Source organism: Bradyrhizobium sp. Ken51 (assembly GCF_055807435.1).
Genome location: NZ_JBVVPB010000066.1, coordinates 1 through 12,297 on the forward strand (window position 1 = coordinate 1; position 12,297 = coordinate 12,297).

Genomic DNA, 12,297 nt, shown 5'->3' on the forward strand with positions numbered 1-12,297 from the left:
AAGCGAACTGAACCTTCACACTCCACGCCCATACTCATGAGCATCCGGGATTTTTGCTGATCCCGTCCCGGGGCTGGGCGGATATCAAGCCGCCGGGACAAGGTATTGCGTGCCCGGCGGCGTAATTTGCGGCGCGCGAGTTGGCGCTTGGAGTACCCATGAACATCCGTTCTGGTCTATTGCTGGCCGTGATTTGCTGCGCATCCGGAAATGCTTGCATTGCTCAAGAGGGATCGGTGGGACCAGACGGGCTATATCCACCACCACCCGAGACTTCCCCGCAAAAACCCACGGACCCGCAGGCCCACCAACGCGATGGGGCCAAAACCTTCGTCGGTATTGAAGCCGATGACTTGGGAAGAAGAAAACGCTCGACAGCAAGCGGATGAGGACCAGCTAAAACGGAAAATGAATATCTGCCAGCGCTGCTGAGCGACAACCTCCCTGGAGATCCCCACGAGGCGCAGTAGTTCGGGCGTGTTTGGGCCTACCAGTTATCGATAATTTGCGATGTGCTTACGATGCCGCTTTGATGGCGGCATGCGCACTCGCCGATACACGAAATGGGCCGGCCCTTATCCGCCCCGCAGCCCCGCTGAATGGCTGGCTGAGGGCCACGTGACCTGCAACATCCAATGCCTGAACGGCCGCTGCCATCGTAGGGTCGACGTGCGGCTCGACGCACTCCCGCAGGATCAGCCGTGGTCGCAGGTCGGCTTGCGCCTGGTCTGCTCATCATGCGGCGCCGCAGGATCTGTGCATATCGTGCCCAACTGGCATGACAGTCGTGGGCAAGTCAGGCCAAGCATGGACTTGAGGTTTTGATTCCAGCGATGAAGCACGTCACCGAACGCCCTTTTGCCAATCCGGAAGCCGCCGCCCGCCAGCTCGTTCAGCTAGCTTCGGGAATCGAGGCGGTACAGGACGGCAGAATCCATATCGAGAAGATCAACTACCCCTTCCTCTATACGCTCAAGGCAAGCGGCGCAGAGTTCGGCGCCGGCATCAAGTGCGCTGTCGAGAAGGGCTGGCTGGAGATGCACGAGAGCGGTACGTACGTGCGGCTGCTGACAGCCGTAGGAACCTAGCACGTCTCGCCACTACGTGGGCAGACTCTGGACGCAGCTTTATGTTCCCAACGAAGACCCGCCGAGTAAGGCAAGGCCCCGCGGCTTAGAGACGACCCCGGCTCTGGACAGGGGGATTAATGCCGGGGCCGCTCCGCCAGCTCGAAGGAGGGAGCTAGCAAGACAGCAAGCCGGGCAGTGATGTGCCTATGACATCAAGACAAGATCCCGTCCGATATCCCAAGTGCGACCGACCGACACGGGTCATAGAGAGCATTTGGAACTCAAAGCCACCCGGCTTCCTCCGGATCTTCGAATGCGAATGCGGCGAGTTGGTCTGGGAAGAACAGCCACACGAGGACGTGGAGACAGCGCCTTAAACAAGGCGGGGCCGTCTCTAAGCCGCCCAGTGAGGCGGCCTCACCGTATCAAGTACCACCAGATCGCGAGCCCGAAAGCATCAATGGCAAGCGCGATAAGGATGGACGCCGCAACTAGCTTCGCCCATTCCCAATATGACAATTTACCCCTGAGCGCTTCTTTGTCGCGTTCGAGATCCATGCCCTGCATACGTCCGTGGCGGCCTTGCAGATCACCTCGACAGCATGGAACCGGCAGGCTTCAACTCCTCACCGACAATAAGCAGTAGCGATCGGAAGCCTGGAGCCACTAGGAATCGACGATTTGCGCGCCTCTGGCGATCCGGCTTTGATAGCAACATGCCTACCCGACGCCACACACCTACGCACGCCGACGGCCGGCAAATGAAGATTACCTTCGGCGAGATGCGCGAGATGGGCCTACGCGGCGTCTGGTCTATTGCCACTGCGGCCATCACGTTGCTCTAAGCGCCGATCGCTGGCCGGACGATGTCCGCTTGTCTAATATCGAGCCGCGTTTTGTGTGCGCCGGATGCGGCAATCGAGGGGCTCAGGTCAGTCCGGATTTCAGCAGCGGCAAGCCGCCTCAATTTTTAGTCTCCTCGTAAATTCTGACCGCGTTTTATCTTGCGTTATGGCGCTGCTTTTAGATGCGAGCAATGATCCCGGCGGGAGTCAGGAGTCCATCATGGACGAGAATGACCGCAGTGCCCGCCAAGAGGCGAAAGAAGTCATCCGGAAGATACGGAGAGAAGCGGAACTGCTTAGGTCCGTGGTTGCCGGCACGCGGCGACAGCTCGACACGAGCCGACAGCTTCTTTCGCAGGCTCCACCTCTAGCTAGGCCAGCCGCTCCACCGAGGCGGCCTTAGTTCATCCGGTGAGGCAGCTGGCGCATGATAGCGCGCTGATCGCCCACGTATTCTTGCGCCACGTCCCGAGCTTCTAAGCGACGGCGCTTGCTCGGTTGTTCAGCATCGAGGATCTGCTTTGCTTGGCGCGCCAGATCCTCATAGTTCTTCGCAACCTGCCGGAGCGCGGCTTTGGTCTCCGGAAGCTGGCAATTATCGGCTTTGGTGCGAAATTCCTCCGCACGCATGAGCCAGTACTTTGGGGAGTGCATTCGCTCGATGGCCATGGCCAATCCCCTGAAATTTGCGCCGTTGGCGCAGTTAATGGACGCTAAGACGACCTCCGCAGCGTGGCGGCTCAAGACGCTTGAGCGATCCGCTTAGCCCGATCATCCGACAAAGATAGTGTACAGATCGGCGGCTCCCTAGCAGTATCAATTGATACGGCGGCTCGCTAATTTACCCGGTCGAAGGTCGCAGGAACGGCTAAACGGCTGCTCCTGCGATCGACGCCGCGATTCCGCAGGCACACCGCCACATGAGACGGCATGCTCATCGAGTGCGGGCTTACGTTGGGGGGCGGAGGCCGGGGGAGCTTAGCCATTGCTGAATGTGCAAGGCGTTCTCACTCATGCGCGCGGCTTTTAGCAAAGCTTCCCGCTTGGGCCCCGGAGGTGTTGCCTCTGCCCGGCTGCGAGCGGCGCTCGCCATTTGGGTGAGGCGTTCTGTCAGGGATGTGGTGAGCATGGGCATAAATGGCTCCGCATATCTTGGCGGGAGCACGGGGCTCTCAGTCACCGATAGAGGCCGTGATGGGCCGGTGATGGATCCACTAGGCGCTTGTTTCCACGAGAATAGATATTGAATTCCACTAGGGCCTTGGGACTTGGCATTCTGCTGCACGATGCCAGCCAGCATGAACCGGCCGGCCCTCGAATTGCAAAGAACGGAGAGGTGCACTGAAACTTCGCGCGCTTCTGTCCGTAGTATTAGTATCCGGGATTTTGTTGATCCCTCTCGGGGCTGGACTAAACCCATCGCCGCCGGGACAAGGTATTGTTTGCCCGGCGGCGCATTTGGTCAGGCCATGACTGGCCGCCGATTAACCGTTACTCTGCCGCCTGCAGCACCGCCGCCGACCGTCCGGCGGCTTACCTCGGCACGCTGGTCATCACATAGCTCCTCCGCATGCGCAGAACAAACAAACCCGCCTCGGGGCGCTTCCGCCTTCGTTCACAAGCCCTTGCATATTTTTCCCAAGTTGCTGCATTTTACGCGCGCAACCTATTGATCTCGCGCACTGGTTGAGGTTCAGTGCGCCCCTGTTGTTTTGGCCGGGGGCTTTTCACATGCGTAATTTAGGAGTCGTGGCGCTTTGCGTCGCGCTGGGCGGCTGCGTATCTACTGGCGAGACCGTTTCTTTTCGAGCGTCAAATCCGCAGCAGCAGGCGCTTATGCGAGATGGGCAGCCAGCCCTGGTGTCTCGACAAAAGAACTCACTCGTTCTCGTTAAACCAGCTTCGCGCCAGCTCCAGGCGAACGGGAGACCTGTGTTCATCGTCGGCATCAACAATCTAAGCAAGCAGCCGGTCGACTTCCGCGTCGCGCAAGTAGAGGCTGTCCAGCACGCCGCGGGCTCTGACTTCGAAATGAAAGTCGTGACCTACGAGATGTTGGTGCAAGAGGAGCGAAATCGGCAGGTCGCAGCCGCCCTCCTCACAGGCTTGGCAGCAGGCGCCAATGCCTACAGCGCATCGCACGCGGGACATGGGAGCTACACCACTCCGAGCGGGCGCACTGGCACCTTCTACAGCCCGACCGCTGCAGCAATCGCGCAAAACAACGCAGCAGTGCAGAACGAGACCATGATTGCTGCAACGGTGGAAACTGGGCAGCGCAACATGGCCGTGCTCGAGCAGTCGGTCATCAAAGACAACACGCTAATGCCAGGTGAATGGTACGGAGGTCAACTTCATGTGGCGCCGCCAACCGATCAGGCCGGCGCACAGAAGAGCTACACCATCGTCATCACAGTAGGTACGGAACGACATGTCATCGACGTAGCGCAAGCGCCGCCAGGGGTTTGACCGCATCGCTGGAAACATCGTTTAGAACGGAGGATCAACTAACATGGCCGATGCTCAGGTCACGTGTATCAACAAGCAGCCTAGAGATAATCCCCATGAGGGCATCACTCACCTTGGCGGGTCTAACTGGAAATGGCCTAGATCGGAGGTCATTCGATCCATCGAGTCGGGATCAAACACTTTTTTCGCGATGGTTGATGGCAGGCGGGCTGACATCGGCGTAGTCGATGGCCCCAACGGCAAATACGTTCGAACGCACGCCGACGGCGATTATAACGACAACCTGCTGGCGCTCCGCGAGTGCCCGTAGCACTCAGGATTTCCCGGAACTAGAATCTCAGAAATTTGCGGGGCGACAATGAAGAACGCGATCATAGCCACTATGGGATTACTGGTGGTTTTAGCTCTGACCCAAGATGCGAGTGCACGCGGCGGGTCACACGGAGGTCGCGTTAGCTACGGCGGCGGACATCATACAAGCAGCCACGGGGGCAGCTTCGTTGGGAGCGGCTCTGGCTCATCTCATCGCGGCGGCACTTACGTGAACTCCAAAACCGGCAATCGCTACGGCACCCATCAATAGGAGCAATGCAATATGGCGAAGTCGACCCGTAACAGCGGCAAACCATGGACCCCAGGCGAAGTGAGCCAACTCAGACAGCTCGTGAAAGGCAACACGCCGACGCGAGTGATCGGCCTGAAGTTAGGGCGGACCGAAAACGCGATCTACAACAAAGCTTCCGAAGAAGAGATTTCGTTAGCGCCAACCAACCAGAGTCCCTACGGCACAAAGAAGTAGGATCTAAGCGCTAGGGACTATTTTAGCGCAAGGAGCAATGGGAGCGAACGTTTCGGCTGAGAAGTCATCAGCGCATCGGCCGCGGGCTTCTGACACTGCTCTTCTGGCTGTGGGGCATTGTCGGGTTGTTGTTCAACACTGGGACGCTCTTGGGCCTAACTGGATCAACCGGCGTGGGAACGTCTGCTTTGTTGGCGGCCTCTAGCCTGATCTGGATTGGCGGGATGGTGCTTTTCGGGATCGGTGCCCTACTCGTTCACACAGACTTCGACGGTGAGCGGCCGATCAAAGAAGATTACGGCGACGTTCGCGTTACTAGATAAATCATGGCAATCCGAACTCATCGAGCACGCAATGGCCGACCCTAAAAATGAGCACTTATTGGACTATCTTGACTATTATCTCTCGCTCACGCACTCGCCCCGCTATGCGGTCTTGATTTCGGGGCCGTGGGGCGTTGGAAAAACTTATCAGGTAAAACGGTTTCTCGAACACCATCGGCCCGAACCTAAAAAACTCCTCTACGTAAGTCTTTATGGTCTGTCGACTCTCGATGAAATTAGGGACGCGCTATTTCAAGCCGCCTATCCTCTACTCACAGGAAAACCAGCGAAGCTATTTGGAAGCCTGCTTACTGCGGGCCTCAAGTACGTAAAGGTGGATACCGGCAGCATTAGCGTGGGCGACGTCATCGGTTTCAGCGCCGACGTTTACGTTTTCGATGATCTTGAACGATACGAAGGCAATAAAAGCACCGCACTAGGTTAAAGAACCTTCCCCTATGAGGCGAGTTGCCAGCCGATATCCGAATGTCGACGTCGATGACTCAATCCTCTCTAGTTCTGTTCTGGTGAACTGTTTAGCCCGTGGCATTGTCAACGCCACTGAAATCCAAGCGTCCCTTGATGCGAGCAGCTTTTTTGTAAATGTAGCCGACGAAGTTCCCTGGCGCACAGTCTGGCACTGGACAGAGCGCACCGAGAGCGAGGTACTGACTGCCGTAGGCAAGATGAGCGAGCAGTTCGAGCAACGGGCATTTGTAATCGAAGGCGAGGTACTTCACGTCTTAGGCCTTCAATTGTTTCTTTCCGACATGGGTGTGATCAAGTCATCGAAGCGGCAGGTCGTCGACGACGGAAAGAAATACATTGACGATCTATATGAAACAAAGAAGCTCCATGCCACCCCGCGTGACAATTACTCGCTCCGCTTCGATGGGTACGGCGGATTGGGCATGCAAAGTAGCGACACAGCGGAATATCGAGAGCTTTTCGACTATTTGCGGGAAACCAGCGAAAAGTCCTTGCGCGGCACATATCCAGAAAAGGCGTCTGAACTCCTTCAGATCATGCAAACAGACGTCCAACTTTTCTATCGTCGACTCTGCTTAACCAACAGCGACGACAACATCTACTATAACACTCCTCTGCTTGCGTCCCTTGATCCAGATGAGTTCGTCGATGCGATGCTACATCTGGCCATCGCGGACGAACATGCTGTCTTTATGATGTTCAAATCTCGCTATGATCACAGCGAATTAGATCGTGATTTGTCCGGTGAGCGGGCGTGGGCCGAAGCTGTGAAGAGAAAGCTCCTAGACGTCTGCGAAACATGCGGCCCTGTCAACGGTAGGCGGATCAAGATGCGTGTAGCTCATTACATGAAGGCTATTCCCGACGTCGCCGTCGTTTCGGGAAAATGACGTGCAGAAGCAGTTATCGATCGATGAACGCTTGGATCGCCTTGGCCAGCATGTCGTGAGGGCGCGACTCTTTCTAGATCTATGGTCCTACTTCGAACTGGATGACACCAGAAAGCACATCATCGAGACCATGCGCGACTATAATGAATTTTTCCGGTTCACTCCGCACGCTTATCTTCTCACCTACTGCATCTACATCGCAGGAGCCTTCGAAAAGAGGCGCGACACGATAAATTTTGGAGCTTTGATCCGAGACATGACGGCAGCGGGTCATCTGCAGGGCTCGCAACAAGCAGAGGTCGCGGTGCTCATGCTGACGGCCAAAACGGCGGCCCGGAAAGTGGCCATTCTACGCAACAACGCGTTCGCCCATCGAACCAGCGCTGTTTCTTACAATGATGTTTTCGATCTAGCAAAGGTGTCTCCCGCCGAGTTGCGCGAGCTGACGGATGTCGCCCTAAAACTGTTCAATACAATGGCCGCGATCCGAGGAGTCACCAAACAGCAATTCACCGAGTTACCTACCAGAGACGCGAAGAGCATGATGGCGACACTGGCCTCAATGGAGTAGCATTGGAGGATATAGGCTGGTTAAGGGCGCGGATATCAACGCAGAAAGACAATTGCGACCCTACGTTCACGCTAGCTCGGCTCACTTCATTTGGGACCAAGACGGCGTCCGAGTAGCCCTCGAAATCTCTAATAGCGGAGAGACGCCCGCGACCTTCTTTGAGATAGGCGCTGTCAGCCGCACTATCAGGCGCGGTCATGCCGACCCTGTAGCTATCCCCAACGAGTTGATATCCGAAGATGGGTAGCCCTTGGCGGAGGCAAATCGACCACCATAGGTGTTCGCGGAATTGTGCCGGGAATTGAGACTGGCGATATCGTGGAGCCTTTCGCGGTTGACGCGAGAGAGGTCCTCGATGCTAAGGGAGAAAAGAACTTCTTCCTTTTGGGTCGCATCCCTTATGGCGATGTGTTCGGAAACGAATATGAAACCGAGTTCGCGCTCTTCACCCGAACCACCACACCCAACAAGGAGATAAAGATGATGAATGCTACCGGCAACTTTGCCGTCTTCCGCGGCACAAGGCGCGGCGCTCAGGCAAATTAGCATTACGCCTAAAACCGACGCCCATAACCCGCGCATCGTTCATTCTCCTGAATGGATCGGCAGTTGGTCCCGCTCACCTCCACCGCTTCCGCCCGCCCTCGCCAACCCTATGCCGCGCGATCTCGGCACCGGAGGCGTCGACCACGATTACGACGGTGCCGCTAGCGCGATCGTGGTCAGGATCGCTGGCAATATCCCGAGCGACACGGGCGCCGTACTGGATAGCCAGCTCAGCAGAGTGAAATAGCTCTCCCACATCGTCCGCCTGTGTCTCGCCTTTATGGAAAATCGGAAAGTAGTAACGCATACCGCGGCCCTCGTCCTTTTAGCCGCGATCATGCCCACACGTCCGGACGGCCCGCACCTGTCAAGAACGACAGGGTTCGCGGAGCGGATCACCGGGCGCCCTCCTCACAGACCGCGCAGCGTGTGTCGTCGTTGACCCGCAGCAACAACGCTCGACGCGTCCCGCTAGACAGCGTGGTAACACTCCCCGACCTTGTCCCGCGTTGCACTTGGCTGGCACCGACAACCTACCAGAGCCGACTCAATCGGCTTTGAACACGACCCCGATGCGAGTATCACTAGACCAAACGAGACGACAATCTCTGATGATGCGGTCTCTTTCCAACATTATCTTGAATGTGGCGCGCATGTGCATCTTTGTCGGTAACTCGATCCCAGCCCCGTCCTCCGAGATGTTGAACACGCGGCAGCGTTGACTGCCGCCATCCCCAAAAATGTAGGCGACCAAGTCGACCTCCGAACGATCGATCTTCCGGCGATCCGACATGATTATCCTTGAGTTGACGCGGCTGTCCCGGGTCCTTCATTGGTCGAAACTATTTCAAGCAATCTAAACTGCCTCGCGATCCGCGTTGCCAAGCGCGACCGCTCTTTGCCTAGCTCTCTCTCATGGTCGGATACATCGTGTCCGTCTCGCTTAAGGACCTCGATCAGGATTGTTTGGCTCTGAACATAGGTCACCTTGTCAGCGATCTCTCGCGTCAAAACAGCCAGCTCGTCATCATTATCGGATGTCACGGCGATCTCCTGTTCGGACTGATCACGCGCAGAAAGGCGCTATTTTGCATGCCCAATACTTACAGATCGTTACGCGGCCACCCTGGGACCGCCCTATAGGCGCGTGGCCAATTCGGCCATGGCCGAGCAAGCTGCGTGCAAGCGCAAGGTCGCGACGTTCACGCTCCAAACCTCGAACTCATCATTTACCACCTTGCTATACGCATGGTCCGCAGCGCTTCTGCTGGCATGAAATCGATGTCCAACAATCGACAAGAGATCCGCCCGTGGTCGCCCGACGAAGAAGCGCAACTACTTGCGCTACTCGACGAGGGCATGACTGCAACCGAGCTGGGCGAGCGGTTGGGTCGCAGTCGCCAGGCCGTCTACGGTCGGTTACAACGTTTCCGCAAGCAGCGAGGCCGAGTAAGCCGCACCAGCGGACGCGCCTTCGCGCAATGGATCGGTTAGCCGGCGGTGTCCCTCCCCGACACAACAGCCGCCGCGGCTTTGCATCATTAACCGCGGCAACAACCTTCCTCGGCAGTGCGGCGTCGGGTTGCGCGCGCGCCAGCTGGACGATCGCAACCGTCGAGGCGACGTACCCTTGAAGGGTGTTGACTTGCGCCGACCCTGAGGGAATGGACGGGATAGCGGAGAATTGCGTAAACTGACGCGATGCACCGCGAAATCAAAGAGATGCTGATCGGTTCAGGCATCATAATCCTACTCGGCATCGGCATCATCGCATGGCCGCCCCTCGGCCTATTCGTTGATCGCTACTTTTTCTCGTACCTGAGACTGGCGCTGCAGTGGCTCCTCTCTTGAACCAAGTCGGCACCCACCCTGACACTTTCGAACTCCCCTCGACGCAGCGTCCAAGGTTAGGAATCAACGTCCGGTAATCCATTGAGTAATGAAAACGTAGCCGAAAGGCTCAAGCTAGTGCGCAAAGCCGTTGCCGGGACGCAAACGACGTTTTGTAAGCAGATTGAGATTGAAATCCCCCGTTGGAACTATTTCGAACGTGGCTTTCCGTTGCCAAAAAGCATCGGCATTCTGCTAGTGCAAAAGATTCCTGGCCTCGGGAAAAGCGGATGGATTGCCACTCCAACTTCGCGATGAGTTGGAGTCCGGCAAGCCGCAGCGAACAGCCTGATCATACCCGTCACTCCTGTCGGTGAAGGCGCGTTTAAGTTTCGTCACGTGTAGTAGGTGAGTGCGCGGCTTGCGAACTGCGCGCTATGTTGTTAGAGCGCGCCTTCAACATCGAAGGAGCGTCGCTTTGCCTAAAAAGAAACAAGTAGTTCGCCGCGAGTGGACGAAGGACGACATCAAGGAACTTAAAGCGCACTCAAAGGCGCGAACGCCTGTCGCCAAAATATCCAAGGCAACCAAGCGCACCGTTGGTGCGCTCCGTCAGAAGGCGCTCAATCTCGGAATAGGCCTCGGGCATCAGCGGTAAATTGACGCTGGCCTCAGTCATACTGGTCCGTTGAGCGAGCCGCCAAAAACCGATATCGTTTAACGCTCGCATCTGCGCCGATCACGTGCAGACCGCTGCATCCGTTAAGGCCGGCGGAGAGTTTCGCGGCTTTTGGGTTGAGGGCTCGCCATTCCAGCCCCCGGCGGGCCCTCCCTCAGTCAGCAACCCTGACGTTTAAGTTTTCCCCAAGTGTGACATCGACGACATTGCGGACTGGACCCGTCGCGGTAGGCTTATCTTGCCGGGGCTGGACTCCATATTTCACATTTTCATTTTACCCGGCAGGCCGCAGTGGGTCGCCGCTGCGGCCTTTTCGTTGGGGCGGCGGACGCCTCTAGCGGGGCGGTACTCTAGCAGTCCGTCCGCCCTCGGCACGATCCCCATAGGAACCGAACCACGCGGACGCTATTGCGTCGCTATGAGCGATCGGGTTCTGTATGAAAGCGGCAACGGCGACGTGTGGTATTTGTCGCGGCCATTACCTTCTAGCACGCCTGTCGTGAGGCATCGTCCGAATGCCAGCTCAGGAGGACGGACCTCGTACATTGAAGTTGGCAAGTTCTACGGGACAGCGCTAACGGTCCCAGCAGCAAGCGCTGCTAAACCTGATCGGAACTTTGATACCGGACTAGCAGGCACGCGATGCGGTATATTTGGACACTGGCGCCCCTTCTTGCAGTCGGCGTCATCACCTGGGCAATGGTATCTGAGCGTCCCCCAGAGACCCCCCTGCGGATCGAGGCTTCCCTGACGGTGTCCGCCGCCCCCGACCTTCGTTTGGTATCGGAGCGCAGCCCCTTCATGCGGACAGAGCGGTAAGTAGCGGACGCGCGTCCAGGTTGGCGCACTTCGAAAAGCTCACCCGACGCGCAGATTTTCCGCCGAGTCCTTTCCGCGATTGTTCACGACGTCAAAGCTGACCTTGGCTCCCTCGTTGAGGCTGCTCAAGCCAGCCTTCTCGACCGCCGAGATATGGACGAAGACGTCCTTGCCACCGTTGTCAGGTTGAATAAACCCGTAACCCTTCGTCGGGTTGAACCACTTCACAGTCCCCATAGCCACTTAACTTCTCCATTTTGCAAATCGAAAACTAGTACTGGAACTCAGACAAAAGCAAGGCTGGTGCGGAGACGCATTTGTGCAAAGAATGGGCTGGGGTCCTCCCCCGGGATCCTCCATCTTGGCGTCCTTGACCGCAGCCAAACGCGCGGTGAGGCCCCCCTGCTGGGGACACAGTGGTAACACTGCCGATGCGGCGTGCGCCTCTACGACTGCCCAACCTGTAAGCGGTTGTTTTCGGGATGCCAGCCGCCATAATTTGCCTGATCGCGATCTTGCTTTTGATCGCGAAAAAAATCGGCAGCGGGGTGGAAATGGTCCGAACCGGGGCTCCAAAAAGTTCGACGATTTGGTCCGCAGAGGACGACGAAATGCTTTTACGGATGCGGGCGAGCGGAGCGTCATTCACAGACATTGCAGCAAAACTCGGCCGTAGCCAGGCATCAGTCGAATCTCGCTCTTCCAGCTTAAAGAAGCAGACTGAATCTGCGCGGTCGTTCCTAAAACCTTAAGCACTGCCTCCGGCGGGATACGATCTGGTGAACACGCCTTGTCAATCAATGCGGTTGTAACGAAACGTGCAGCCAGCGCGGGCGAAGACTTCGGCCTCTGCAAGAGCGCGAGCGCGTCATTTCCCCAGAAGGCGTACCCGATGTACCGGTCGCGAATTATCACCTGCTGGTCCGCCTCGACATCCTCTAATACGCTCGCCAGCCGGAGCAAGTAG

General features: G+C 57.1%; 14 protein-coding genes. 8 read left to right on the top strand and 6 right to left on the bottom strand.

The window, feature by feature from the left end:
• Positions 1-833: 833 nt before the first annotated feature.
• Positions 834-1,088, top strand: coding sequence for a hypothetical protein (locus AC0L27_RS39945; RefSeq protein WP_473323485.1), 255 nt, complete (start codon positions 834-836; stop codon positions 1,086-1,088).
• Positions 1,089-2,314: 1,226 nt separating this feature from the next.
• Here the strand turns inward: AC0L27_RS39945 and AC0L27_RS39950 are convergent.
• Positions 2,315-2,584: a hypothetical protein gene (locus AC0L27_RS39950; RefSeq protein WP_473323487.1), complete on the bottom strand. Its 270-nt coding sequence runs from the start codon at positions 2,582-2,584 to the stop codon at positions 2,315-2,317.
• A gap of 1,062 nt (positions 2,585-3,646) precedes the next feature.
• Between AC0L27_RS39950 and AC0L27_RS39955 the strand changes: the two genes are divergently transcribed.
• The 6 genes from AC0L27_RS39955 to AC0L27_RS39980 all read left to right on the top strand — a co-directional run bounded on the left by AC0L27_RS39955 (position 3,647) and on the right by AC0L27_RS39980 (position 7,456).
• The gene (locus tag AC0L27_RS39955; RefSeq protein ID WP_473323489.1) at positions 3,647-4,384 is read left to right on the top strand and encodes a hypothetical protein; all 738 of its coding nucleotides are present in this window, start codon (positions 3,647-3,649) and stop codon (positions 4,382-4,384) included.
• A gap of 43 nt (positions 4,385-4,427) precedes the next feature.
• The gene (locus AC0L27_RS39960; protein ID WP_275171375.1) at positions 4,428-4,694 is read left to right on the top strand and encodes a DUF3892 domain-containing protein; all 267 of its coding nucleotides are present in this window, start codon (positions 4,428-4,430) and stop codon (positions 4,692-4,694) included.
• 285 nt (positions 4,695-4,979) lie between these two features.
• Positions 4,980-5,183 (top strand): hypothetical protein, encoded by a 204-nt coding sequence (locus tag AC0L27_RS39965; RefSeq protein WP_354170720.1) that lies wholly within the window; start codon positions 4,980-4,982, stop codon positions 5,181-5,183.
• 354 nt (positions 5,184-5,537) lie between these two features.
• On the top strand, positions 5,538-5,951 hold the full coding sequence (locus AC0L27_RS39970; protein ID WP_473323495.1) for a P-loop NTPase fold protein: 414 nt from the start codon (positions 5,538-5,540) through the stop codon (positions 5,949-5,951).
• 13 nt (positions 5,952-5,964) lie between these two features.
• Complete coding sequence (locus tag AC0L27_RS39975; RefSeq protein WP_473323497.1) at positions 5,965-6,885, top strand: hypothetical protein; 921 nt, start codon at positions 5,965-5,967, stop codon at positions 6,883-6,885.
• A gap of 1 nt (position 6,886) precedes the next feature.
• Positions 6,887-7,456, top strand: a complete 570-nt coding sequence (locus tag AC0L27_RS39980) for an AbiU2 domain-containing protein (protein WP_473323499.1) — start codon at positions 6,887-6,889, stop codon at positions 7,454-7,456.
• Positions 7,457-7,651: 195 nt separating this feature from the next.
• Here AC0L27_RS39980 and AC0L27_RS39985 read toward each other — a convergent pair whose 3' ends face one another.
• From AC0L27_RS39985 to AC0L27_RS39995, 3 genes are all read right to left on the bottom strand, one after another.
• Positions 7,652-8,038, bottom strand: coding sequence for a hypothetical protein (locus tag AC0L27_RS39985; protein WP_473323502.1), 387 nt, complete (start codon positions 8,036-8,038; stop codon positions 7,652-7,654).
• Between the two features lie 37 nt (positions 8,039-8,075).
• Positions 8,076-8,309, bottom strand: a complete 234-nt coding sequence (locus AC0L27_RS39990) for a DUF6894 family protein (RefSeq protein WP_473323504.1) — start codon at positions 8,307-8,309, stop codon at positions 8,076-8,078.
• Between the two features lie 240 nt (positions 8,310-8,549).
• The gene (locus AC0L27_RS39995; RefSeq protein WP_473323506.1) at positions 8,550-8,795 is read right to left on the bottom strand and encodes a PilZ domain-containing protein; all 246 of its coding nucleotides are present in this window, start codon (positions 8,793-8,795) and stop codon (positions 8,550-8,552) included.
• A 386-nt stretch (positions 8,796-9,181) separates the two neighbouring features.
• On the opposite strand from AC0L27_RS39995, the gene AC0L27_RS40000 reads away from it, so the two are divergent.
• On the top strand, positions 9,182-9,496 hold the full coding sequence (locus tag AC0L27_RS40000; protein ID WP_473323508.1) for a helix-turn-helix domain-containing protein: 315 nt from the start codon (positions 9,182-9,184) through the stop codon (positions 9,494-9,496).
• Between the two features lie 1,873 nt (positions 9,497-11,369).
• Here AC0L27_RS40000 and AC0L27_RS40005 read toward each other — a convergent pair.
• On the bottom strand, positions 11,370-11,573 hold the full coding sequence (locus AC0L27_RS40005; protein ID WP_247395343.1) for a cold-shock protein: 204 nt from the start codon (positions 11,571-11,573) through the stop codon (positions 11,370-11,372).
• Positions 11,574-11,975: 402 nt separating this feature from the next.
• Positions 11,976-12,297 (bottom strand): hypothetical protein (locus AC0L27_RS40010; protein ID WP_473323513.1); only part of this gene is annotated, 322 nt, incomplete at its 5' end.